Source organism: Streptomyces sp. LE64, assembly GCF_052606915.1.
Window position 1 is genome coordinate 4,444,402 of record NZ_CP199708.1, and the last position, 24,174, is coordinate 4,468,575.

Below are 24,174 nucleotides of genomic sequence, written 5' to 3' on the forward strand. Positions count from 1 at the left end.
GACGGCCTGCTGACCCGCCGGTCAGCACCGCAGTGGGCGCCGGGGACACCCTGGTCGCCCCAACGCCCGCGGAACCGGACGGAGTTGCCGACGGAAAGGGTCGGATTCCGGACCGGAGTCGAGTCGGCGTGTGTGCCGAAGGGCGGGCGGGGTACGGTTCTACGCGCGGGGACCGCGACCCCATGCCCGGCCCGAAGGGCGACTGTTGGCTATGTCACGCGCGGCCCGATCACGCAACTGACTTTCCCCCCGATGCTGTCCGAAATGCGGACAGGATTGACCGATAGATATGTAACACGTCCGTTTCGCGGCCATCTATATCGGATCGGTTTGTCCGGATTTTGGGAGAAGTAGCCATCAGGTGTGATCTAACCGAGACCAAAAGGGTGTGGTCGGGCCGGACCCCATGGCTAATAGTTGACCGCGTAGAGCTCGGGTCAATGGGTCATGCGCTGTGGGGAGCGCCGACTCACGAGCACACTGGGGCACACGATCATCGCCGTCAGGGGTGTCGGCGTGGTTGGAGGTGCCCCCTTTCGCAGTGAACAAGTGGACTCATGAGGAGGAACCCATGCGCGGTGCCAAGAGCGCCAAGTGGGTCGCCATAGCAGCGGTTGTGGCGCTGGGTGCTACCGCCTGTGGCGGCGGCGAGAGCGGAGACAAGGGCGGCGACAAGAGCGGCGCCATCGACCCGAACGGCAAGTTCTCCGTCGAGGTGGGCGAGCCGGAGAACCCGCTCCAGCCGGCCAACACCATGGAGTCCAACGGCAGCATCGTGACCCGCGCGCTGTTCTCGCAGCTCGTGAACTACGACGCCAAGGGCAACATCAAGATGGTCAACGCCGAGTCGGTGGAGACCAAGGACAACAAGACCTACACGGTCAAGCTCAAGGCCGGCTGGAAGTTCCACGACGGCACCCCCGTCACCGCCGACTCCTACGTCAAGGCGTGGAACTGGGCCGCGGACCCGAAGAACAAGCAGACCAACGGTTCCTGGTTCGCGGACATCGAGGGCTACGACAAGGTCTCGACCTCGAAGGCCAAGGAGATGACGGGCCTGAAGGTGGTCGACGAGACCTCCTTCACCATCAAGCTCACCACCCCGCTCCCGTACTACGTGTACAAGCTGGGCTACGAGGTCTTCTCGCCGCTGCCCGAGTCCTTCTACGCGGACCCGGCCGCCGCGGGCCAGAAGCCGGTCGGCAACGGCCCCTACAAGTTCGTCAGCTGGCAGCACAAGAAGCAGATCGAGGTCGCCCGCAACGACGACTACCAGGGCGAGGACAAGGCCAAGAACGGTGGTGTGCTCTTCAAGAACTACACCAACCTGGAGACGGCCTACGAGGACCTGAAGTCGGGCAACGTCGACGTCCTGCGTCAGATCGCCCCGAAGGACCTGCCGGTCTACAAGCAGGACCTCGGTGACCGTGCGGTCGACAGCGCCAACTCGGCGATCCAGACCATCGCGCCGGCGTTCTACACCAAGCAGTTCAAGGACATCGACCCCAAGGTCGTCCAGGGCCTGTCGATGGCGATCGACCGCGAGACCATCACCAAGACGGTCCTCCGCGACACCCGTGAGCCCGCCACCGGCTGGGTCGCCCAGGGCGTGCTCGGCTACCAGCCCAACGCGGCCGGCGACGTCGTGAAGTACGACCCGGCGAAGGCCAAGGCGCTCATCAAGGAGGGCGGCGGCGTTCCCGGCAACGCGGTCGTCATCCAGTTCAACGCCGACGGCGGCCACAAGCAGTGGGTCGAGGCGGTCTGCAACTCGATCACCAACGCCACCGGCGTGAAGTGCACCACCGACTCCAAGCCCGACTTCCAGGCCGACCTCAAGGCCCGTGAGGCCGAGGAGGTCAAGTCCCTGTACCGCAGTGGCTGGAACCTGGACTTCCCGATGAACGCCAACTTCATCCGGGACCTCTTCGGCACCACCTCCTCCGGCAACCAGAGCGGCTTCTCCAACAAGGAGATCGACCGCCTGATCAAGGAGGCCGACGGCGCCAAGACGCTGGAGGAGTCGACCAAGCTGTACCAGGAGCTGGAGAAGAAGCTCCCCGAGTACATGCCGAGCATCCCGCTCTGGTACTACAAGGTCAACGCGGGCTACTCGGAGAACGTCACCGGTGTCGCGTACAACCAGAAGGGCGACCCCGTCCTGACGGGCGTCCAGGTCAAGAAGTAAATCGCAAACAGCCCGTAACCCCAGGGACCGGCCCGAGCAGGGCCGGTCCCGCCGGGACGGACGCGCGGTCGGGGGGCCCTTTCCCCGCGAACTCCAGCAGGTTCGCGGGGGAAGGGCCCGTACGGCTGCCGCTGTGACTGACATGGAGGCACGATGGGGCGTTATGTCGCACGACGACTGCTCCAGATGATCCCGGTGTTCATCGGGACGACCCTGCTGATCTTCCTCATGGTCTACGCCCTGCCCGGTGACCCCGTGCGAGGGCTGTTCGGCGACAAGGGCGGCAACGAGGCCACGATCGCCGCCCTGAGGAAGGAGTACGGGCTGGACCAACCGATCATGGTCCAGTACTTCAACTACATGAAGGACATGGTCCTTCACTTCGACTTCGGCACGCAGATCGCCAGCGGCCGTCCGGTGACCGACATCCTGGGCGAGGCGTTCCCCGTGACGGTGCGCCTGGCGCTCGTCGCGTTCGCCATCGAGGTCGTCCTCGGCATCGGCCTCGGCATCGCCGCGGGCCTGCGGGCCGGCAAGGCCGCCGACACCCTGATCCTGGTGTTCACGCTGCTGCTGATCTCGGTCCCGGCGTTCGTGCTCGGCTTCATCTTCAAGACGGTGTTCGCCTTCCAACTCGGCTGGCTGGAACCCAACGTCACCGACTCCACGAACCTCGGCGAACTCTTCATGCCCGCCTGCGTGTTGGCCGCGCTCTCCCTCGCCTACGTGGGACGCCTCACGCGCACCTCCATCGCGGAGAACCTGCGCGCCGACTACATCCGCACCGCGGTGGCCAAGGGCCTGCCCAAGCGCCGGGTGGTCGGGGTGCACCTGATGCGCAACTCGCTGATCCCCGTGGTCACCTTCCTCGGCACCGACATCGGCGCCCTGATGGGCGGCGCGGTCGTCACCGAGGGCCTCTTCAACATCCAGGGCGTCGGCGGCACCATCTTCGAGTCCATCCAGCGCCGCGAGGGCACGACCCTGGTCGGCCTGGTGACCATCCTGGTCCTCGTCTACCTCGCCGCCAGCCTGATCGTCGACCTGCTCTACGCGGTCCTGGACCCGAGGATTCGCTATGCCTGACCTGACCAAGACGGCGGCCGACGCGGCCGCCGAGAGCACGGTGCCGCAGCCGGACCCGGCTCCGGAGCCGAAGTCGGAGAAGGCGCGCAGCCTCTGGGGCGACGCCTGGCAGGACCTGCGGCGCCGACCGATCTTCATCGCCTCCTCGCTGATGATCCTGCTGCTGCTGGCGATCACCGCCTTCCCGGGGTGGTTCACCAGCGCAAGCCCCACGGTCGGCGACCTCCAGAACCACTTCCTCCAGAAGCCCGAGCTCGGCAAGGTCTTCTCCCCGGAGTGGCTGGGTTACGACGCTCAGGGCCGCAGCGTCTACGCCCGCGCCATCCACGGCACGCGCGCCTCGGTGCTCGTCGGACTCGGCACCACCGTGGTGGTGACCCTGGTCGGCGGTCTGATGGGCATGCTGGCCGGCTACTTCGGCGGGGTGATCGACGCGATCCTGTCGCGGATCACCGACATCTTCTTCGGCATCCCGTTCCTGCTCGGCGCGATGGTCGTCCTGAACTCCTTCACGGACCGCACCATCGTGATCGTCATCGGCGCCCTGGCGTTCCTCGGCTGGACCCAGACCGCGCGCGTCATGCGCGGCTCGGTGATCACGATCAAGCAGTCGGACTACGTCCAGGCGGCCAAGGCGCTCGGCGCGGGCACCCGGCGGATCCTCTTCCGCCACATCCTGCCCAACGCCGTGGCCCCCGTGATCGTCGTGGCGACGATCTCGCTGGGCGTCTACATCTCCGCGGAGGCGACGCTGTCGTACCTGGGACTCGGCCTGGCCGGAGTCTCCTGGGGCAACGACATCTCGGCGGCCGGAGACCAGATCCGCGTGGCACAGCACCTCCTGCTGTACCCGTCGCTCATGCTCAGCATCACGGTGCTGTCGTTCATCATGCTCGGCGAGGCCGTCCGCAACGCCCTCGACCCGAAGACGCGCTGAGGGAGGCGTACGTGACCACCATCGAGAAGACCGCACCGGTCCCGGGCCCCCGGGGCGCCGCGGACGACGACCTGCTGCTCGACGTGCGGGACCTGCACGTCGAGTTCCACACCCGGGACGGCGTGGTCAAGGCCGTCAACGGCGTGAACTACAGCGTGGCCGCCGGGGAGACGCTGGCCGTGCTGGGCGAGTCGGGGTCCGGGAAGTCGGTGACCGCGCAGGCGATCATGGGCATCCTGGACATGCCCCCGGCGAAGATCCCGCACGGCGAGATCCGCTTCCGCGGCCAGGACATGCTGACCATGTCCGCCGAGGAGCGCCGCAAGATCCGCGGCCGGAAGATCGCCATGATCTTCCAGGACGCCCTGTCCTCGCTGAACCCGGTGCTGAGCGTGGGCTACCAGCTCGGCGAGATGTTCCGGGTGCACCAGGGGCTCTCCAAGAAGGAGGCCAAGGCCAAGGCCATCGAGCTGATGGACCGGGTGAAGATCCCGGCCGCGTCCTCCCGGGTGTCGGACTACCCGCACCAGTTCTCGGGCGGCATGCGGCAGCGCATCATGATCGCGATGGCGCTGGCCCTGGAGCCGGACCTGATCATCGCGGACGAGCCGACCACGGCGCTGGACGTGACGGTGCAGGCCCAGGTGATGGACCTGCTCGCGGAGCTCCAACGCGAGTTCAACATGGGCCTGATCCTGATCACCCACGACCTGGGCGTGGTGGCGGACGTGGCGGACAAGATCGCGGTGATGTACGCCGGCCGCATCGTGGAGACGGCGCCCGTGCACGACCTGTACAAGCGCCCCGCCCACCCCTACACCAAGGGGCTGCTGGACTCGATCCCGCGCTTGGACCAGAAGGGCCAGGAGCTCTTCGCGATCAAGGGCCTGCCGCCCAACCTGCTGCGGGTGCCGTCGGGTTGTGCCTTCAACCCGCGGTGCACGGCGGCGCAGGACGTCTGCCGTACGGACATCCCCGCGCTGCACCCGGTGACCGGACGGGACGGCGGCGAACTGCCCGGCCGCCGTTCGGCCTGCCACTTCTGGAAGGAGACGATCCATGGCTGAATCCCCGAAGCTCTCGAAGTCCGACGAGCCCCAGGGCGCGGAGGCCACGCCGAACGTCTCCGACGTCGCGGTGGTCGAGGCCGCCTCCGAGGACGCGGCGGTCGCCGCCCTGGAGGCCCCGGTCGAGCGCGGTGAGCCGATCCTCCAGGTGCGCGGGCTGAAGAAGCACTTCCCGCTCACCCAGGGCATCCTGTTCAAGAAGCAGGTGGGTGCGGTCAAGGCGGTCGACGGCGTCGACTTCGACCTGTACCAGGGCGAGACGCTGGGCATCGTGGGCGAGTCCGGCTGCGGCAAGTCCACCGTCGCCAAGCTGCTGATGAACCTGGAGCGGGCCACCGCGGGCGAGGTCTTCTACAAGGGCCAGGACATCACCAAGTTGTCCGGGCGGGCGTTGAAGGCGGTGCGGCGGAACATCCAGATGGTGTTCCAGGACCCGTACACCTCGTTGAACCCGCGGATGACGGTCGGTGACATCATCGGGGAGCCGTTCGACATCCATCCGGAGGTGGCGCCCAAGGGCGACCGCCGTCGCCGGGTCCAGGAACTGTTGGACGTGGTCGGCCTCAACCCGGAGTACATCAACCGGTACCCGCACCAGTTCTCCGGCGGCCAGCGCCAGCGCATCGGCATCGCCCGCGGCCTCGCCCTCAACCCCGAGATCATCATCTGCGACGAGCCGGTGTCGGCGCTGGACGTGTCGGTCCAGGCGCAGGTCATCAACCTGATGGAGAAGCTCCAGGACGAGTTCAACCTGTCCTACATCTTCATCGCGCACGACCTGTCGATCGTCCGGCACATCTCCGACCGGGTCGGCGTGATGTACCTCGGCAAGATCGCGGAGATCGGCACCGACACCGAGATCTACGACCATCCGACCCACCCCTACACCCAGGCCCTGCTCTCCGCCGTCCCGGTCCCCGACCCGGACGCGCGGGAGCGTCGGGAGCGCATCATCCTCACCGGTGACGTGCCCTCGCCGGCCAACCCGCCCTCCGGTTGCCGCTTCCGCACCCGTTGCTGGAAGGCCCAGGACCGCTGCGCGGAGGAGGTGCCGGTGCTGGCGATCCCCGAGCGGTTCCAGGGCACGGACAGCTTCGCCGCACACGAGTCCGCGTGCCACTTCGCGGAGGAGAAGGACGTGGTCCACGCCGGCTGACGCCGCCGTCCCGCGACCGACCGCCGTCGGACGTCCGTCCGGTCCCCCGACACCGCCGGTCTCCGGGCGGGGGCGCGGACGAGGTCGCGGGGGAGCGCCGCGCACGGCGATCGGCGGAACCCACCCGATCCGCGTCCCCCGCGTAACCTTCCCCGCCGCCCGGGCGTGCTTATGGCAGGACGGCGGCAGGGCCGTCCGTGCGGGAGGGACGGGGGGTGACCATGGCGACGAGTTCCGCGGCGTCGGAGGACTTCGACGCGTTCTACGCCGCCACCGTGAAGCGCTTGGTGGCCACGGTCTACGTGGTGACGGGCGATCTGGCGGAGGCGGAGGACGCGGTGCAGGAGGCGTACGTCAGGGCGTGGCAGCGCTGGTCGAGGCTGACGCGGAGCGGGGACCCGCTGCCGTGGGTGCGCCGGGTGGCGATCCGACTGGCGATCAGCGCCTGGCGCAGGACGCGCGGTCGCATACTGGCCCACTTCCGCCACGGTCCGCCGAGGGACGCGCCGGAGCCGACGGAGGACCGGGTCGCCCTGGTGGCCGCCCTACGGGAGCTGACTCCGCAACAGCGACGCGTCGTGGTGCTCCACCACCTCCTGGACCTCCCCGTGGCAGAGATCGCCAGCGAGACGGGGGCGTCGAGCGGCGCGGTGCGCACCATGCTCAGTCGCGCCCGCAGAACCCTCGGCGAACACCTCACCGACAAGGAAGCGGAGGCCGTGATGAGCAGTGGGCTGTTGGGCGTCGGGGGTGCCCCGCGATGACCAGACTGGAAGAGCTCCTGGAGGACACGATCGTCCGGATGCCCGACCCGCGGGAACTCCGGGCACGGGCGGCGCGTCGGCGGACCCGGAGGGTGGGCGGCAGCACCCTCGCCGCGGCGGTCGCCGGGTTCGCCTTCTGGGCCTACCAGCCCGGGGAGGAGGTCCGAGGAGTCGAGGCGGCGGCGCGGAGCGCGGCCTCGCCCGAGGACACCGTGCAGCCGGCGGGCATACCCGTGATCGAGGTGGTCGAGCCCCCGGGAAAGCCGACGTCCTCGCGACGACTGCCGACCATGCGCCTGTCCAGCATGTCCGATCTGTGGCCCTCGATGGAGTGCGAGCAACCGCAAGGCCGTCCCGGCCCCCCACGGCACCACTCCTTCGCCCACGGCGACGAATCCGAGGACGGCGGTTCGTCCACCCTGACGCGCGTGGCCCACTACGCCACCGGCCGGCAGATGAAGGAGGAGCTGAAGGATCTCCAACGGGTGCTGGCGGCGTGTGGGCTCAAGGCCCAGGACTTGGGTGTCGACCGCCCTCCCTTCGCCTGGTACGAGGGGCGGGACGTGCACGGGCAGAAGGTGACCGTCCTCGTCCAACCCGGTAAGGACTGGTTGACGCTCACCGAGACCGTTGCGCCCGGACCGCCGTAGCCGGGTGGACGGCGCCGGGGCCCATCGGGGGGTGGGCTCCGACGCCCCGCACGCCGCACGACGTTCCGGGTCCGTCCTCACTGCGGATCGTGCGTGCGTCCGGCGGTCGGCGGCTGCTCCAAGAGACAGGACGTGGAGACGAGGGCCCGGGCGGCGGCCACGAAGTACGCTTCGTCGGCGTCCGGGGCGAGCCCGAGGACGACCCCTTGGCGGAGGCTGACGAAGAGCGCCCGGAGCGCGGTCACCAGGCGCCGGGCCTGAGCGGGCGTCACCGTGCCGTCGGTGTGCGCGCGGTCGGTGAACAGGGAGGTCAGCTGTCCTTCCTGGGCCCGGATGGACGCCGCGAGTTGAGAGCCAAGTTCGGGGTCGTGCACGGCCATGTCCAAGAGGGTGATCTGAAGGGACACGTCGGACCGCCCGCTCGGCGCCGCAGCGCTGCGCCAGGAGGCACGGGCGAAGGCGTCCACGGCCTCCCCGAGGTCCATCTCGGTGGTGACCGTCCGGTGGATCTCCTCGTAGTGCGGCTTCAGGTAGTCGGCGGCGAGGGCCACCACCAGCCCGCTCTTGCTACCGAACAGCGAGTAGACGGCGCCCGTGGTCACCCCCGCCCGCTCGACGATCTCCTCCAGCTTCGCCCGGTATCCGTCCCGGGAGACCACCTCGAAGGCGGCGTCCAACAACGCCCGGCGATTGCGTTCCCTGGCTTCGACCCTCGTCATTCGCATAAATTCATTATGCTCGTAATGAGATTACGGGAAGTCGAACATCGAGCACCGGGGAGGACTTCATGGCGCGGGTACGGAGCGCGGGAGGGGAGTCGCGGGGGCTGCTGGCGGGGGCCGTGGCCGACGGGGTGTTCAAGGCCTTGCTCGGTGCGGCCTTCCTGGTGGGCGCCGGAGAGCTGGGGGAGTGGCTCGGGGTGTCCACGGCGCTGGTGCTCGCCACCGGTACGGCGCTGCTGATCGGTGGTGTGATCGAGGTCGGTCACGTGCGGCGCCGTCCGATGGGGACGGTCCTCCCGCTCATGGTCGCCTACGACATCGGCTGGGCCCTGCTGACCGCCGCCGCCCTGTTCGTCGCCCGACAGGGCGGCGGTGTCGGGGGCGAACTCTGGATCGGCTACCAGATCGTGGCGCCCCTGGTGCTCGTCGCCCTGCTGGCCAGGGCGGCGCCCGAGGTCTCCGGCCGCGTCGGGAGTTGAGGGGGCGCGGGGTCGTCGGGCCCTGCGCGGCTTCCCCGCTCCGACGGTCGTACACCCACCCGGATGGGCTGAATGTGCGGAATGCGAAGAGTGAGGTGATATTTGGGCCTACGTGAACAGCGAACCTGATGAGGAGGCACTCCATGCGTGGAGTCAGGCGCGCCCCCTGGGTCGCGGCAGCGACCGCCGTCGCCCTGGCGGCGACGGCGACCGGCTGCGGGGGAGGCGACGGCGACGGCGGTGGCGGCAGCGGCTCCGGGATCGTGAGTTCCTCCTGGGGGGACCCGCAGAACCCGCTGGAGCCGGCCAACACCAACGAGGTGCAGGGCGGCAAGGTGCTGGACATGATCTTCCGCGGCCTCAAGCGCTACAACCCCGAGACGGGCGCCGCCGAGGACATGCTCGCGGAGAAGATCGAGACCTCCGACTCGCAGAACTTCACCGTCACCGTCAAGGACGGCTGGAAGTTCAGCAACGGCGAGGCGGTCACCGCGCAGTCCTTCGTGGACGCGTGGAACTACGGCGCGAGCCTGAAGAACAACCAGAAGAACGCGTACTTCTTCGGCTACATCGAGGGCTACGACAAGGTCCACCCGGACTCCGGGGAACAGAGCGCCGACACCCTCTCGGGGCTGAAGGTCGTGGACCCCAGGACGTTCACCGTCAAGCTCAACCAGAAGTTCTCGACCTTCCCCGACACCCTCGGGTACGCCGCCTTCTCCCCGTTGCCCCGCGCCTTCTTCGACGACCACGCCACCTGGCTGAGCAAGCCGGTGGGCAACGGCCCGTACTCCGTCGACTCCTACACCCGGGGCTCCCAGATGTCCCTGCGGGCCTGGGCCGACTACCCGGGCGACGACAAGGCCGAGAACGGCGGGATCGACCTCAAGGTCTACACGGACAACAACACCGCCTACACCGACCTCATCGCCGGCAACCTCGACCTGGTGGACGACATCCCCGCCGCCCAACTGGGCAACGTCGGCGCCGACCTCGGGGACCGGTACATCAACACCCCCGCGGGGATCATCCAGACCCTGGCCTTCCCCTTCTACGACTCCGCCTGGTCCGATCCCCAGGTGCTGAAGGTCCGCCAGGGGCTCTCCCGGGCGATCGACCGCAACCAGATCACGGAGACGATCTTCCACAAGACCCGGACCCCGGCCACCGACTGGACCTCCCCGGTCCTCGGCGAGGACGGCGGCTTCCAGGACGGGCTCTGCGGGGACTCCTGCACCTACGACCCGGCCGCCGCCAAGAAGCTGGTCGAGGAGGGCGGCGGGCTCCCCGGCGGCCAGGTGAAGATCTCGTACAACGCCGACACCGGCTCCCACAAGGAGTGGGTGGACGCCGTGTGCAACTCCATCAACAACGCCCTGGGCAACAGCCGCGCCTGCGTCGGCAACCCCATCGGCACCTTCGCGGACTTCCGCAACCAGATCACCGAGAGCAAGATGTCCGGGCCGTTCCGCGCCGGCTGGCAGATGGACTACCCGCTCATCCAGAACTTCCTCCAACCGCTCTACTACACCAACGCCTCCTCGAACGACGGCAAGTGGTCCAACAAGGACTTCGACCGACTCGTCAACCAGGCCAACGCGGAGACCGACCAGGCCAAGGCCGTCCAACTGTTCCAGGAGGCCGAAGGCGTGGTCCGGGACAACATGGCCGCCATTCCGCTCTGGTACCAGAACGGCAGCGCCGGCTACTCGCAGCGGGTCTCCAACGTGAAGCTGAACCAGTTCAGCGTGCCCGTCTACAACGCGATCAAGGTCAGCTGACACCGACCGGCCCGGCCCGCGCCCCGGGCGCACCGTCGCCACCCGCGTCGGTGCGCGCCTGGGCCCACCCGGACACCACGACCCCCGGAGCGGTTCATGGGACGCTATGTGATCCGGCGTCTGCTACAGATGATCCCCGTCTTCATCGGCGCCACCCTGCTGATCTTCCTGATGGTCAACGTGATGGGCGACCCCATCGCGGGCCTGTGCGGTCAGCGCGCCTGCGACCCGGCGACCGCCGCCCGGTTGGAGAAGGAGTTCGGCCTCGACAAGCCCCTGGTGCAGCAGTACCTCACCTACATGGGCAACGTCTTCACCGGCGACTTCGGCACCGCCTTCAACGGGCAGCCGGTCACCGAACTGATGGCCTCCGCCTTCCCGGTCACCATCCGGCTGACGATCGTGGCGATCGTCTTCGAGATCGTCATCGGCATCTCCCTGGGCGTGGTCACCGGTCTGCAACGGGGCCGCCCCGTCGACACCGGAGTGCTGGTCCTCACCCTGATCGTGATCTCGGTGCCCACCTTCGTCACCGGTCTGCTGCTCCAACTGCTCCTCGGCGTCGAGTGGGGCTGGATCCGCCCCTCGGTCTCCCCGGAGGCGCCCTTCGACGAGCTGATCCTCCCCGGCCTGGTCCTCGCCTCCGTCTCCCTCGCGTACGTCACCCGGCTCACCCGCACCTCCATCGCGGAGAACCGGCGCGCCGACTACGTGCGCACCGCCGTCGCCAAGGGCCTGCCCCGGCGCCGCGTGGTGACCCGGCACCTGCTCCGCAACTCGCTGATCCCGGTGATCACCTTCATCGGCACCGACATCGGCGCCCTGATGGGCGGGGCGATCGTCACCGAGCGCATCTTCAACATCCACGGCGTCGGCTACCAGCTCTACCAAGGCATCCTCCGCCAGAACACCCAGACGGTGGTCGGCTTCGTGACGGTCCTGGTCCTCGTCTTCCTGGTGGCGAACCTGCTCGTCGACCTGCTGTACGCCGTACTCGACCCGAGGATCCGCTATGCCTGAGCAACCGCCCGACGACACGGCGATCGCCTCGACCGGCGCCGGCGGTGCGATGGACCTCGCCACCGCCGAGGGCGAGACGCTGGAACGCACCCCCGGCGGCCCGCTCGGCACCGGCCCCACCGGCAAACCGCGTTCCCTGTGGTCCGACGCCTGGCACGACCTGCGGCGCAACCCGGTCTTCCTGATCTCCGGGCTGGTCATCCTCTTCCTCGTCTTCATCTCGCTCTGGCCCGGCGCCATCGCCTCCGGCGACCCCCTCAGCTGCAACCTGGCCGACGCGCAGAAGGGCTCCGAACCGGGGCACCCCTTCGGCTTCAACGGCCAGGGCTGCGACGTGTACACCCGGACCGTGTACGGGGCGCGGACCTCCGTCACCGTCGGTGTGTGCGCCACCCTGGGGGTCGCCCTCCTCGGCTCCGTCCTCGGCGGACTGGCCGGGTTCTTCGGCGGAGCGTGGGACGCACTGCTCTCCCGACTCACCGACATGTTCTTCGCCATCCCCGTCGTCCTCGGCGGCCTGGTCCTGCTCTCCGTCGTCACCAGCAACACCGTCTGGCCCGTCATCGGCTTCATGGTGCTGCTCGGCTGGCCGCAGATCTCCCGGATCGCCCGCGGCTCCGTCATCACGGCCAAGCAGAACGACTACGTACAGGCGGCCCGCGCCCTCGGCGCCTCCAACTCCCGCATGCTGCTGCGGCACATCACCCCCAACGCGGTGGCCCCCGTCATCGTCGTCGCGACCATCGCCCTGGGCACCTACATCTCCCTGGAAGCCACCCTGTCCTACCTCGGCGTCGGACTGAAACCGCCCACCGTCTCCTGGGGCATCGACATCTCCGCCGCCTCCCCGTACGTCCGCAACGCCCCGCACGCACTGCTCTGGCCCGCAGGGGCCCTGGCCGTCACCGTGCTCGCGTTCATCATGCTCGGCGACGCGGTGCGCGACGCCCTCGACCCCAAGCTGCGCTGAGGAGGCCACCGCGATGCTGCTGGACGTCCGCGACCTACGAGTGGAGTTCCGGACCCGGGACGGCGTCGCCCGCGCGGTCAACGGGGTCAGCTACACCGTCGACGCCGGGGAGACGCTGGCCGTGCTGGGCGAGTCGGGGTCCGGGAAGTCGGTGACCGCGCAGGCGATCATGGGCATCCTCGACACCCCGCCGGGCCGGATCACCGGCGGCGAGGTCCTCTTCCGGGGCGAGGACCTGCTGAAGCTCAAGGAGGAGGCCCGCCGCAAGGTCCGCGGCGCCGGCATGGCCATGATCTTCCAGGACGCCCTGTCCTCGCTCAACCCGGTACTGACGGTGGGGGAACAGCTCGGCGAGATGTTCCGGGTGCACCGGGGGCTGTCCCGCAAGGACGCCCGGGCCAAGGCCGTCGAACTCATGGACCGGGTCAAGATCCCGGCCGCCGCCGAGCGCGTCACCCAGTACCCGCACCAGTTCTCGGGCGGCATGCGGCAGCGCATCATGATCGCGATGGCGCTGGCCCTGGAGCCGGACCTGATCATCGCGGACGAGCCGACCACGGCGCTGGACGTGACGGTGCAGGCCCAGGTGATGGACCTGCTCGCGGAGCTCCAGCGCGAGTACACCATGGGCCTGATCCTGATCACCCACGACCTGGGCGTGGTGGCGGACGTGGCGGACAAGATCGCGGTCATGTACGCCGGCCGCATCGTGGAGACCGCCCCCGTCCACGACATCTACAAGGCCCCGGCCCACCCCTACACCAAGGGGCTGCTGGAATCGATCCCGCGCCTGGACCAGAAGGGCCGCGAACTCTTCGCCATCAAGGGCCTGCCCCCCAACCTCACCCGCATCCCCTCCGGCTGTGCCTTCCACCCCCGCTGCCCGATGGCCCAGGACGTGTGCCGCACCGACGAACCGCCGCTGGCCGAGGTGTCCGCCGAACGCCGCAGCGCCTGCCACTTCTGGAGGGAGACGCTCCGTGGCTGACCCGGTCACCCCCACCGAACCCCCCGCGTCCGCGGCCGAGGAACGGGTCGAGGCGCTCGACGCGCCCGTGGCCCGCGGCGAACCGATCCTGGAGGTGCGGGGACTGGTCAAGCACTTCCCGCTCACCCAGGGCATCCTGTTCAAGAAGCAGGTGGGTGCGGTCAAGGCGGTCGACGGCGTCGACTTCGACCTGTACCAGGGCGAGACGCTGGGCATCGTGGGCGAGTCCGGCTGCGGCAAGTCCACCGTCGCCAAGACCCTCGTCCACCTCGAACGCCCCACCGCCGGGGTCATCCGGTACAAGGGCCAGGACATCACCACGTTGTCCGGGCGGGCGTTGAAGGCGGTGCGGCGGAACATCCAGATGGTGTTCCAGGACCCGTACACCTCGTTGAACCCGCGGATGACGGTCGGTGACATCATCGGGGAGCCGTTCGACATCCATCCGGAGGTGGCGCCCAAGGGCGACCGCCGTCACCGGGTCCAGGAACTGTTGGACGTGGTCGGCCTCAACCCGGAGTACATCAACCGGTACCCGCACCAGTTCTCCGGCGGCCAGCGCCAGCGCATCGGCATCGCCCGCGGCCTCGCCCTCAACCCCGAGATCATCATCGCCGACGAGCCGGTGTCGGCCCTCGACGTCTCGGTGCAGGCCCAGGTGATCAACCTCCTGGACCGGTTGCAGAGCGAGTTCAACCTGTCCTACATCTTCATCGCGCACGACCTGTCGATCGTCCGGCACATCTCCGACCGGGTCGGCGTGATGTACCTCGGCAAGATCGTGGAACTCGGCACCGACACCGAGATCTACGACCACCCGACCCACCCCTACACCCAGGCTCTGCTCTCCGCCGTCCCGGTCCCCGACCCGGACGCACGGGAACACCGGGAACGCGTCATCCTCACCGGTGACGTGCCCTCGCCGGCCAACCCGCCCTCCGGTTGCCGCTTCCGCACCCGCTGCTGGAAGGCCCAGGAACGCTGCGCACTGGAGGTCCCGCTGCTGGCGGTGCCCGCGGAGTTCCGGTACGCCACGGGCCCGGCGGCCCACGCCTCCGCCTGCCACTTCGCGGAGGAGAAACGGGTGGTCCCACCGGAACCCCGGCAGGACGAGCCTCCCGCGGTGCCCCCGGACCCGGCCGACCCGCCCGCCGAGGACCGTTAACACCCCGGCAACTCCCCCGCCACGGCGCTGATACGCGGCCGCGACAGGCTGCGCGTCGTACGGCCGTGCGGGTGCCGTAGACCGGCCGGGGAGCACACACCATGACGCCCCGGTCGGTCCCCGCTCACCCCGGCCCGAGCACCCGCGTGCACCAGCGGCGACGAGCGGTGCGGTGCGTCCCGCACGGGAACGCCCCGGTGCCCCGCGGCCGTCCGCGACGACCCCGGCGGACCCGCTGAGTTCGGGTACGCATTCTGCGCCGAGAGCACCCTTCGTCCATCCGGTCCGGGATACGGATCCAGCAGTACGGACAGGGGGCCATCGTGCGGTGTTCACATCGGACGGCCCCTGCGGGCCCGGTCGGCGCGGCTGCTCGGAGGGGGAGCGGGACGGCGCACGTCGCCCTTCGCGTGCCCCCCTCCGTGAGGATCACGCGCGGGGCGAGAACCCGCGGTGCGCACGCCGTGCGGCGCGCCCTCCACCGCACGGGCCGGGTGCCGGCCGTCCGGCGCGGGGCGTTCGCGGAAGCTGCCGGGTGCCCGACGCCCCTTTGGAGCGGGCGAAAACCGCCAACTCCGCGACGGCGCCCCCGGTGGGGTCGACGGTGCCGCCCGCGGCCTCCCGGCCGCGTTCGTGACGTGCCTGCTCAACGGGGGCCACGTGCGCCCGGGTCTCCGACGGCAACGCCGCCGGACCGGCGACCGCCCGCGCGGCACCTGTCGGAACGTCACGTACCCGGAGAACATTCGTTCCGATCGGTGCCGGTTCGGGGCCGCGGAAAAATGACGCGATCCCCGTCTGGTGACACCGTGGAGGTCTGGGGTGCACCCAGGGTGAACCGTCGGGTGCGGGCATACTGACGGAGGAAGGGCAGGGGCTCGGAGGCCATCCGACGGGCACGGGACGCAATGCGCCCCCCTGTGCTGCCGTGAGCCGACCTTGTGCGATCCCTGCGATCACGCGGAAAGTTATGATCCGTAACGCAAGGTGGGTACCAACCCGGGTGTCCGACGCTCGTATTCCGTGACGGTCTTTTAGGAGGTGAACCGCCGTGGCACTCTCGATTTCGGCGGCGCTGCTGCTGGCGATCATCGTCTTCATCCTGATCAAGAAGTCGGGACTGAAGGGCGGTCACGCCGTCATCTGCATGCTGCTCGGCTTCTACCTCGCCAGCTCCTCGATCGCCCCGACGATCACCGAGGTCACCTCGAACGTCGCGGGCATGATCGGCGACATCAACTTCTAACACTTTCCCGCACCGCGTGACCTGTCTCCCCGGTGGGGGAGACGGCCCCCTTCGAGCGGGATGCGGAGCAGGGCGCGCGCGGTCTTCCAGGCCGTGCGCGCCGGGAGCACGGGGACGAGCGGGGCGCACGCTGGCGCAGTTGATCGCATCAGGATCACAACAAGATCCACCAACCCCACCGTTCTCCCCTCGGCGACCGGCCGGTCCTCGTAGGCTGTCCACATGATGGAACTGCCCGCCCGGCGCCTGCTGCTCGTGCACGCGCACCCCGACGACGAGTCGATCACCAACGGGGCCACCATGGCCAAGTACGCGGCCGAAGGCGCCCGCGTGACCCTGGTCACCTGCACCCTCGGCGAGGAGGGCGAGGTCATCCCACCCGACCTGGCCCGGCTCACCGCCGACCGCGAGGACGCCCTCGGCGCCCACCGCGTGGGGGAGCTGGCGGCGGCCATGAAGGCACTGGGCGTACACGATCATCGTTTCCTCGGCGGACCCGGTCGCTACCGCGACTCCGGGATGATGGGCCTGCCCCAGAACCGTCGCGAGGGCTCCTTCTGGAGCGCCGACCTCGACGAGGCCGCGGCCCACCTCGTGGAGGTCATCCGCGAGGTCCGCCCCCAGGTCCTGGTCACCTACGACCCTGACGGCGGCTACGGGCACCCCGACCACATCAAGGCCCACCGGGTCGCCGTCCGTGCCGCCGAGCTCGCCGCCGAACGCGCCTACCGCCGCGACCTCGGCGAGCCGCACACCATCGAGAAGGTCTACTGGAACCGGGTGCCCCGCTCCGTGGTCGAGGAGGGCTTCGCCCGACTCGACCGGGCCCTGCCCGACCTGCCCTTCCCCCGGGCGGCGTCCGTGGACGACGTGCCCGGCGTGGTGGCCGACGAGCGGATCACCACCGTCATCGACGGCAGCGCCCACGCCGACGAGAAGGCCGCGGCGATGGCCGCCCACGCCACCCAGGTCGACGTCAGAGGCCCCTGGTTCGCCCTCTCCAACCAGCTCGCCCAACCGCTCTTCGCCGTCGAGTACTTCGAACTCGTGCGGGGCACCCCGGTCGGCACCCCGGAGACCGACCTCTTCGCCGGCCTCGCCGCCGCCCGGCCCCCGCGCGCCGCCGACACCATCGGCGCACCCCGCGCGGGCGGCACCGCCGACGAAGGGGCCGCGGCCCGATGAGCGCCACCCCCGGCGGCGCCGCCCCCACCGGGCGTGCCGCGACGGCCGACCTCCCCGGCGGGTTCCTGCTCCAGGGCCCGCCGTCCGCCGGCCGGATCGCCGCCTACCTGCTGCTGTTCGTCCTCGGGCTGCTGATCGGCGGCGCCGGCTCGCTCGTCCAAGGCGCGTGGTTCCCCGGGGGGTTGCTGCTCGCGCTCCTCGGCACGGGCGGGCTGTTCCTGGGCGGCGGCCGTGCGGTCGGCACCCGGGGCGGGGCGGTCGCGCCTGCCGCCGGCTGGCTCGTCGCCGTCATCCTGCTCACCTCCAGCCGGCCGGAGGGGGACTTCCTCTACGCGACCGGCGCCGGCACTTACGTGTACCTGCTCGGCGGGATCGCCCTCGCTGTGATGTGTGCCACCCTCGTGCGGTCGGTGCAACCGGGCAGCGCTCCCGCCCGACTTGGCAAGTGACGTACCGGTTCGCCACCGCGGCGGACCGGTCCGCCATAGCACGGGAGAGCGGATGCGGTACGGGATTCCCCCGTGGCCGCAGCCGCGTGTCGGCGGTGGCCAGTAAGGTGGTGCGCGCCGCCGAACTACCCCAACCCACGACGGGGGAAACCCCGAGTGAGGTCGAGTCGGGCGGTGGAGCCAACCGGGAGAACCTGCCTTGAGTCGTGAAACTGACAGTTCGTCCTCCGGGCCGCACGGGCGCGGAGGAGCCGCCTACCCGTCGGGGACGCCGCCGTACGGCAGCACCCCCGCGGCCGGAGCGGGCGAGCGCCCAAGTGCCGACGCCTCCGCAGAGGACCGCAAGACCGAGACGACCCTGACCACCCGGGTCCGCATCAACATCCCCGGGTCCCGGCCGATCCCCCCGGTCGTCATGCGCACACCGGTCGCCGAATCCGAGGGGTCCCCGAACGCGGAGGCCGACACCGGCGCCGTCCGGCGGTCCGGTGCGCCCGACCCGGCCGCCACCCCGCCGCCCCCCGCCCCGGGGGCTCCGGCCGGAGGGGAGGGGGAGCCGGACAAGGCCAGTGCGTGGTTCGCGCCCCGCAAGCCGTCGGCGCCGCGCCCCGGTCCGGGCGGGACGCCCGCGAACGGGACCCCCGTGCCCCAGGGCCCGTCCGGCCCGCCGGCGGTCGGCGCCGCAGCCGCAGCCACCGCCACGGGTGGCGGCACCCTGGGCGGACTACCCGTCGGCGGCCCGCAGGACACCCACGGTGACCTGCCGTACTTCACCCCCGGCGCGCCGCCCGCCGCCCCGCAGGGCCCCACGGCCCCGGGCGGGGCGCCCCGGATGAGCGACGACACCGCCATCCTCACCCCGCAGCACCCGGTGCCCGCACCGCCCGCCGGCCCCGGCACCCCCGTGGGCGTGCCCACGGCCACCCCCGGCGGCAACGTCGTGGGCCCGACCCTCACCAGTGGTCTGCCCGTGGTGCCGCCGCCCGGCATCGCCGACGCCTTCCCGGACGACGGCCCGGACGCCCGCGAGGGGGACCGGCCCGCACCGGCGCCCGCCCCGGCACCGAAGGCCCCGGCGAAGCCCGCCAAGAAGAAGGGCCGCAGCAAGCTCGTCCTCCTGGGCGGCCTGGTCGTCTTCGCCGCCGCCGGCACCTACGGCGCCGGTCTGTTGCTCAACCACTCCGACGTGCCCAAGGGCACCACCGTGCTGGGCGTGGACATCGGCGGCGGCACCCGTGACGACGCCGTCAAGAAGCTCGACGCGGCGCTCGGCGAGCGGCTCGCCAAGCCGCTCCGGCTCTCCGTCGACGGCCGGACCGTGCAACTCCGCCCCGACCAGGCGGGCCTGACCTTCGACGCGGACGCCACCGTGGCCTCCGCGGCGGGCGGCGACTACCACCCGGTCTCGGTGGTCACCTCCCTGTTCGGGGAGAAGCGGGTGGTCTCCCCGTCCATGCCGGTGGACACCGAGAAGCTCCAGGTCCAGTTGGAGCGGGCGGTCGGGGCCGGCAGCGGCTCCGGCGAGGGCACCATCCGCTTCGAGAAGGGCAAGGCGGTCGCCGTCTACGGCAAGCCCGGCAAGGGCGTCGACGTCAAGGGTTCGATGCCCGCCGTGGAGGAGGCGTACCGCAAACAGGTCGAGACCGGGCAGTCCGCTCCCGTGCGGCTCGCAGTCACCGAGCAGGAGCCCTCGATCAGCCGGGCCGAGGTCGACCGGATGATGAAGGAGTTCGCCGAGCCGGCGATGTCCGGAAACGTCACGATCACCGCGGGAACGGCGGCCATCCCCTTCGGTCCCGAGGTGTCCCTCCCCCAGATCATCGGCGTCAAGGCGGTCAACGGGAAGCTGGTCGACACCTATGACCAAGCGGCCCTGAAGAACCTGTACGGCGGCACCTTCGACGGCGTCCTGATCACCCGGGGCACCGGTGAGAAGACGCCGGTCACCCCCCAGGACGTCGCCGCGGCCCTGAAGCAGGCGCTCACCGGCAAGACGGAGGCCGAGCGCACCGTGGCCATCCCGCTGGACCCGTCCTGACGGACCGGCCCGAGGCACTCGCCGGCCCGTGAACCGCTCTCGTCCGAGCGGTTCACGGGCCGGACGCCGCTAGTTCAACCGGGCCCGCGCCGCCCGGGCCTCGCCGCGCACCTGCTCGGCGGCGGTGGTGTCCACCGCCGCCACCACCTCGGCGTACGCCTCCAGTTCGGCGGCCCCCCGGAGGAAGTCCCCGCGCCGCACCAGCACCTGGGCCCGCTCGTGGCGCAGGCGGGCCGGGTGCGAGGGCAGCGCCAGGGCCAGGTCGATGGCCCACAGCGTCACGTCGGAGCGCTCCGGGCGGGCCTCGGCCCACGCCCGGATGTTGTTCAGCACGCGCACCACGGTCTCCAACGGGTCAGCCGGCCGCAGCACTTCGGGGTCCAGCGGCGCCCCGCTCGCCCGGAGCACCAGGGACTGCGCGTCAGCCTCGGACAACACCCGTCCACCATCGAACGGATCGACGAGCACCTGCTCCCCGGGCGCCCCGAAACCCACCACGAAGTGGCCCGGCAGGGCCACCCCGTACACCGGTGCGCCCGCCCGGCGGGCCACCTCCAGCCACACCACCGACAACAGGATCGGCAGACCCCTGCGACGCTCCAGCACCATGTGCAACAGCGAGGACTCCAGCCGCTGGTAGTCCGAGGGGTCGCCGTGGAACCCGTACCGTCCGCCGAGGAGTTCGGCCAGCGCGTGCGCCCAGGCGGCGGGGTCGCCCGGACGGTACGGCACCTCACCGGCCAACCGGTCCAGCTCCGCCTGCGAGGCGTCCAGCGCCGCCTCCCCGCCGGCCGCGAACGCCGCATCGGCCTCCGCGCCGACGAGCAGGCACAGCACGGCCAGATCGGGCCGCTCCGCCCGCGCCTCCGCGGCGAACCTCCGTCGCCACCAGGTGTCCCGCACGTGTCCGCCCGCCCGCCTCAGGCGCCCGCGGGCGCCCGGTAGTGGTGATACGCGTGATGGGGGGTGAAGCCCATCCGCCCGTACATCGCCAGGGCGGGCCCGTTGTCCGCCTCCACCTGGAGCCAGGCCGCCGAGGCGCCCTCCGAGAGCGCCTGGCCCGCCAGTGCGGCCATCACGGCCGTGCCCAGCCCCCGACGCCGGGCCCGGGGCGCCACCTCGACGGCCATGAACCCCGCCCACCGGCCGTCGACCACGCAGCGCCCGATCGCCAGCGGGGGCTCGTCGAGGGCGCCGTCCACCGAGGCGAACCACACCGAAGGGCCGGCCGCGAGCACCGCCCGCACCTCGGGTCCGGGCTCGCGGAAGCGCTGGTACCGGCCCAACCAGCCCTCGTCGAAGCCCCGCGCCAGCCGGACCCGCGCACCGGGGTCCTCTGGGGTCCCCGGGTCGGGGGCGGCGGCGGCCAGCGGCGCCAACGGGGCGATCCGCACCTCAGCGGAGACCTCCCGGAGCCAACCGCGCTCCGCCAGGGCGGCGCACAATTCCTCCTGCGCCCCGCGCGCGCCGGTGGCAGTCTGGAGGTAGGCGGGCAGGCCGCGCGCCGCGTACCACCGGCGCACCCGGGCGAGGGCCTCGTCCAGCGGCAGGCCCGGATCGCCCAGTGGGAGGACCGAGTTGGCCCGGCGGGTGAAACCGCCGGCGGCCCGCAACTGCCAGTCGCCGAGCTGCTCGCTCTCCACCGGCTGCCAGGCCCGCGCGGCCACCCGGGCGAGTTCCGGGTAGTCCGCGGCCGGGCCGCGACGGCGGGCCGGCGCGTCCGGCACCACCTTGCCCGCGACCAGGGCCGTGGCGTCGACCTGCACCACCTCCCCGGTCCGCCGGGTGATGCTGAGCACACCCCCGTCCCAGGATGTGAGAACGCCGACCGTGTCGGTGAACTTCGCGGCGTCGTCCGTCGCCCGGTGGACCCGTCGAACGGAGACGCGTTTGCCCACGTCAGCCGGGCTGATGCGGATCTCCAGCAATCCTCGTGCGCCGAATTCCACGGTTCTGTCCACCCCTCCTGTTCGGATCATGCCCCAGAACGGAGATACTAGGTGCGGGCATCGACGACGCCGCGCTCCCGCGCGCCAGGCGGCGGAGCCTATGGAGGCCCGCCAGCGCCCTATCGAGGAGGAACGACAGCGTGACCTACGTCATCGCGCAGCCTTGTGTCGACGTCAAGGACAAGGCGTGTATCGAGGAGTGCCCGGTCGACTGCATCTACGAGGGCTCCCGGTCCTTGTACATCCACCCGGACGAATGCGTCGACTGCGGTGCCTGCGAGCCGGTGTGCCCGGTCGAGGCGATCTTCTACGAGGACGACACCCCGGACGAGTGGAAGGACTACTACAAGGCGAACGTCGAGTTCTTCGACGAGCTGGGCTCCCCCGGCGGTGCGAGCAAGCTCGGCCTGATCGAGCGCGACCACCCGTTCGTCGCCGCGCTCCCGCCGCAGAACCAGTAAGCGGCACCAGCAAGCGGCACGGTCCCGTGCGCCATCCGGTCCCGTACGGCAGCCGCCGTGCGGGACCGCGGTGTCGGTGGGGCCCGACGCCCCTCCCACCCGCTCCGCAGAAAGCGATCCGCACCGTGTCCGCGACCGAAGCGCCCGTCGACCGTCTCCCCGCCTTCCCCTGGGACAGGCTGGAGCCCTACAAGGCCACCGCCGCGGCCCACCCGGACGGCATCGTCGACCTCTCCGTCGGCACCCCGGTGGACCCGGTGCCGGAGCTGATCCAGAAGGCCCTGGTCGCCGCGGCCGACTCGCCGGGCTACCCGACGGTCTGGGGCACCCCGGAGCTGCGCGACGCGCTCACCGGCTGGTGCGAGCGGCGGCTCGGTGCCCGCGGCATGACCCACCGGGGCGTGCTGCCGGTCGTCGGCTCCAAGGAACTCGTCGCCTGGCTCCCCACCCACCTGGGCCTGGGCCCCGGCGACCGGATCGCCTACCCGCGCCTGGCGTACCCCACCTACGAGGTCGGCGCCCGACTCGCCCGGGCCGTGCCGGTCACCTACGACGACCCGCGCGACCTCGACCCCACCGACCTCAAGCTGCTGTGGCTCAACTCCCCGTCCAACCCGACCGGGCGGGTGCTGTCGCGCACCGAACTCGCCGAGGTCGTGGCCTGGGCCCGGGCCCACGGCGTCCTGGTGTTCTCCGACGAGTGCTACCTGGAGCTGGGCTGGGAGGCCGACCCGGTGTCGGTGCTGCACCCCGACGTGTGCGGGGACTCCCACGCCGGCCTGGTGGCCGTGCACTCGTTGTCCAAGCGCTCCAACCTGGCCGGGTACCGGGCCGCGTTCATCGCCGGTGACGAGGCCGTGCTCGGTCCGCTGCTCCAACTGCGCAAGCACGGCGGGATGATGACCTCCGCCCCCACCCAGGCCGCGGTGGTCGCCGCACTGGCCGACGACGCGCACGTGGCGGAGCAGCGCGAGCGCTACCTCGCCCGCCGGGCCGCGCTCCGTCCCGCGCTGGAGGCCCACGGCTTCCGCATCGACCACAGCGAGGCGAGCCTGTACCTGTGGGCCACCCGCGACGAACCCTGCTGGGACACCGTCGCCCACCTGGCGGCGCTGGGCGTCCTCGCGGCCCCCGGCGACTTCTACGGCGAGGCGGGCGCCCGCCACGTGCGGATCGCCCTGACCGCGACCGACGAGCGGATCGCCGCCGCCGTCGCCCGACTGGCCTGACGCACGGGGGCCCGGGGCGCGGGATGCGCGCCCCGGGCCCCGTCTCGTCCCGGGCCGGCGACCGTCAGCCGAGCGGCAGACCGCTCTTGCCGGCGGTGAGCCCGCCGAGCAGGCCGCCCGCCCCGCCGGTGGCCTTCTGCGCGGCCGGGGCGGCCTTCTTCGCGCCCTTGCCCACGGCCTTGCCTGCCTGGGGGACCGCCTTCTTGACGACCTTGCTGCCGGTGTTCCCGGCGACCCCGGTGGTGTTGGTCGTCGCCCCGTCCACGGTCTCGGCGACCTGGGCGCTGTCGAGCGCACCGAGGCCGCTGACGGGCGTGTTCATCGGGAGGTCCACCGCGCTCGCGGAGCCGGCCGCACCGACCACGGGCGCCGCTCCCGCCGCCACGAGCAGGGCGACACGGGCGATCCGGCGGGACAGGGGGAGGGACATGATGCTCCTTCGGCAGGCGTTCACGTAAGTCCGTCGACCCGGCGGGCCCTCGGACGCCGTGACTACCGAACGGACGCCCCGGGAGGTTGCGGCGACCGAAGGCAAAGAATCGGTAACGCATCGCATAATCCGGTGGACGCACGAACGGGCGGAGGCGAGCCGGAACGGGGCCGCCCGGGGCCGCGGGCCCCGGTGTTCCCAAGGGGACCGACCG

At 70.9% G+C, this 24,174-nt stretch carries 23 protein-coding genes; 19 read left to right on the forward strand and 4 right to left on the reverse strand.

The features are described 5' to 3' along the window. Positions 1 to 571: 571 nt before the first annotated feature. The 7 genes from ACSMX9_RS20115 (at position 572) to ACSMX9_RS20145 (ending at position 7,848) form a co-directional block, all read left to right on the forward strand. On the forward strand, positions 572 to 2,188 hold the full coding sequence (locus ACSMX9_RS20115) for a peptide ABC transporter substrate-binding protein (RefSeq protein WP_445395758.1): 1,617 nt from the start codon (positions 572 to 574) through the stop codon (positions 2,186 to 2,188). 153 nt (positions 2,189 to 2,341) lie between these two features. Then, positions 2,342 to 3,274: an ABC transporter permease gene (locus ACSMX9_RS20120; protein ID WP_351240839.1), complete on the forward strand. Its 933-nt coding sequence runs from the start codon at positions 2,342 to 2,344 to the stop codon at positions 3,272 to 3,274. Further along, positions 3,267 to 4,211 carry an ABC transporter permease gene (locus tag ACSMX9_RS20125; protein ID WP_351240841.1) on the forward strand — a complete coding sequence of 315 codons (945 nt, stop codon included), beginning with the start codon at positions 3,267 to 3,269 and terminating at the stop codon, positions 4,209 to 4,211. The genes ACSMX9_RS20120 and ACSMX9_RS20125 overlap by 8 nt, the downstream gene beginning before the upstream one ends. 11 nt (positions 4,212 to 4,222) lie before the next feature. Next, positions 4,223 to 5,278, forward strand: a complete 1,056-nt coding sequence (locus ACSMX9_RS20130) for an ABC transporter ATP-binding protein (protein WP_445395760.1) — start codon at positions 4,223 to 4,225, stop codon at positions 5,276 to 5,278. Further along, positions 5,271 to 6,434, forward strand: coding sequence for an ABC transporter ATP-binding protein (locus ACSMX9_RS20135; protein ID WP_445395762.1), 1,164 nt, complete (start codon positions 5,271 to 5,273; stop codon positions 6,432 to 6,434). Before ACSMX9_RS20130 ends, ACSMX9_RS20135 begins: the two co-directional genes overlap by 8 nt. A 221-nt stretch (positions 6,435 to 6,655) precedes the next feature. Then, the gene (locus tag ACSMX9_RS20140; RefSeq protein WP_351240847.1) at positions 6,656 to 7,198 is read left to right on the forward strand and encodes a SigE family RNA polymerase sigma factor; all 543 of its coding nucleotides are present in this window, start codon (positions 6,656 to 6,658) and stop codon (positions 7,196 to 7,198) included. Next, positions 7,195 to 7,848 (forward strand): hypothetical protein, encoded by a 654-nt coding sequence (locus ACSMX9_RS20145; RefSeq protein WP_445395764.1) that lies wholly within the window; start codon positions 7,195 to 7,197, stop codon positions 7,846 to 7,848. The genes ACSMX9_RS20140 and ACSMX9_RS20145 overlap by 4 nt, the downstream gene beginning before the upstream one ends. A 77-nt stretch (positions 7,849 to 7,925) precedes the next feature. Here the strand turns inward: ACSMX9_RS20145 and ACSMX9_RS20150 are convergent, their stop codons facing one another. Continuing rightward, entirely contained in the window at positions 7,926 to 8,567 is a 642-nt protein-coding gene (locus ACSMX9_RS20150) for a TetR/AcrR family transcriptional regulator (RefSeq protein ID WP_445403041.1), read from the reverse strand. 68 nt (positions 8,568 to 8,635) lie between these two features. On the opposite strand from ACSMX9_RS20150, the gene ACSMX9_RS20155 reads away from it, so the two are divergent. From ACSMX9_RS20155 to ACSMX9_RS20200, 10 genes are all read left to right on the forward strand, one after another. Further along, positions 8,636 to 9,049 (forward strand): hypothetical protein, encoded by a 414-nt coding sequence (locus tag ACSMX9_RS20155; RefSeq protein ID WP_445395766.1) that lies wholly within the window; start codon positions 8,636 to 8,638, stop codon positions 9,047 to 9,049. A gap of 143 nt (positions 9,050 to 9,192) precedes the next feature. Further along, on the forward strand, positions 9,193 to 10,830 hold the full coding sequence (locus ACSMX9_RS20160; protein ID WP_445395768.1) for a peptide ABC transporter substrate-binding protein: 1,638 nt from the start codon (positions 9,193 to 9,195) through the stop codon (positions 10,828 to 10,830). Between the two features lie 96 nt (positions 10,831 to 10,926). Next, positions 10,927 to 11,850, forward strand: coding sequence for an ABC transporter permease (locus tag ACSMX9_RS20165; RefSeq protein ID WP_445395770.1), 924 nt, complete (start codon positions 10,927 to 10,929; stop codon positions 11,848 to 11,850). After that, complete coding sequence (locus ACSMX9_RS20170; protein ID WP_351240859.1) at positions 11,843 to 12,820, forward strand: ABC transporter permease; 978 nt, start codon at positions 11,843 to 11,845, stop codon at positions 12,818 to 12,820. Before ACSMX9_RS20165 ends, ACSMX9_RS20170 begins: the two co-directional genes overlap by 8 nt. 13 nt (positions 12,821 to 12,833) lie before the next feature. Then, complete coding sequence (locus tag ACSMX9_RS20175) at positions 12,834 to 13,808, forward strand: ABC transporter ATP-binding protein (protein WP_445395772.1); 975 nt, start codon at positions 12,834 to 12,836, stop codon at positions 13,806 to 13,808. A 67-nt stretch (positions 13,809 to 13,875) separates the two neighbouring features. Further along, positions 13,876 to 14,973, forward strand: a complete 1,098-nt coding sequence (locus tag ACSMX9_RS20180; RefSeq protein ID WP_445403042.1) for an ABC transporter ATP-binding protein — start codon at positions 13,876 to 13,878, stop codon at positions 14,971 to 14,973. 1,051 nt (positions 14,974 to 16,024) lie between these two features. Then, positions 16,025 to 16,219 (forward strand): hypothetical protein, encoded by a 195-nt coding sequence (locus ACSMX9_RS20185; RefSeq protein ID WP_351240863.1) that lies wholly within the window; start codon positions 16,025 to 16,027, stop codon positions 16,217 to 16,219. A 222-nt stretch (positions 16,220 to 16,441) separates the two neighbouring features. After that, positions 16,442 to 17,404 carry an N-acetyl-1-D-myo-inositol-2-amino-2-deoxy-alpha-D-glucopyranoside deacetylase gene (mshB, locus tag ACSMX9_RS20190; RefSeq protein ID WP_445395774.1) on the forward strand — a complete coding sequence of 321 codons (963 nt, stop codon included), beginning with the start codon at positions 16,442 to 16,444 and terminating at the stop codon, positions 17,402 to 17,404. Beyond that, complete coding sequence (locus tag ACSMX9_RS20195) at positions 17,401 to 17,853, forward strand: DUF6113 family protein (RefSeq protein ID WP_445395776.1); 453 nt, start codon at positions 17,401 to 17,403, stop codon at positions 17,851 to 17,853. Before mshB ends, ACSMX9_RS20195 begins: the two co-directional genes overlap by 4 nt. A gap of 199 nt (positions 17,854 to 18,052) precedes the next feature. Further along, positions 18,053 to 19,891, forward strand: a complete 1,839-nt coding sequence (locus tag ACSMX9_RS20200) for a hypothetical protein (RefSeq protein WP_445395778.1) — start codon at positions 18,053 to 18,055, stop codon at positions 19,889 to 19,891. 69 nt (positions 19,892 to 19,960) lie between these two features. Here the strand turns inward: ACSMX9_RS20200 and ACSMX9_RS20205 are convergent, their stop codons facing one another. Both ACSMX9_RS20205 and ACSMX9_RS20210 read right to left on the reverse strand, forming a co-directional pair. Then, the gene (locus ACSMX9_RS20205; RefSeq protein WP_445403043.1) at positions 19,961 to 20,815 is read right to left on the reverse strand and encodes a transglutaminase-like domain-containing protein; all 855 of its coding nucleotides are present in this window, start codon (positions 20,813 to 20,815) and stop codon (positions 19,961 to 19,963) included. After that, complete coding sequence (locus ACSMX9_RS20210; RefSeq protein ID WP_445403044.1) at positions 20,812 to 21,840, reverse strand: GNAT family N-acetyltransferase; 1,029 nt, start codon at positions 21,838 to 21,840, stop codon at positions 20,812 to 20,814. Before ACSMX9_RS20210 ends, ACSMX9_RS20205 begins: the two co-directional genes overlap by 4 nt. Before the next feature lie 140 nt (positions 21,841 to 21,980). On the opposite strand from ACSMX9_RS20210, the gene fdxA reads away from it, so the two are divergent. Next, entirely contained in the window at positions 21,981 to 22,301 is a 321-nt protein-coding gene (fdxA, locus tag ACSMX9_RS20215; protein ID WP_351240873.1) for a ferredoxin, read from the forward strand. A 125-nt stretch (positions 22,302 to 22,426) separates the two neighbouring features. After that, positions 22,427 to 23,530 carry a succinyldiaminopimelate transaminase gene (dapC, locus tag ACSMX9_RS20220; RefSeq protein ID WP_445395780.1) on the forward strand — a complete coding sequence of 368 codons (1,104 nt, stop codon included), beginning with the start codon at positions 22,427 to 22,429 and terminating at the stop codon, positions 23,528 to 23,530. Between the two features lie 64 nt (positions 23,531 to 23,594). Here the strand turns inward: dapC and ACSMX9_RS20225 are convergent, their stop codons facing one another. Then, the gene (locus ACSMX9_RS20225; protein ID WP_351240877.1) at positions 23,595 to 23,960 is read right to left on the reverse strand and encodes an ATP-binding protein; all 366 of its coding nucleotides are present in this window, start codon (positions 23,958 to 23,960) and stop codon (positions 23,595 to 23,597) included. Between the last annotated feature and the right edge of the window lie 214 nt (positions 23,961 to 24,174).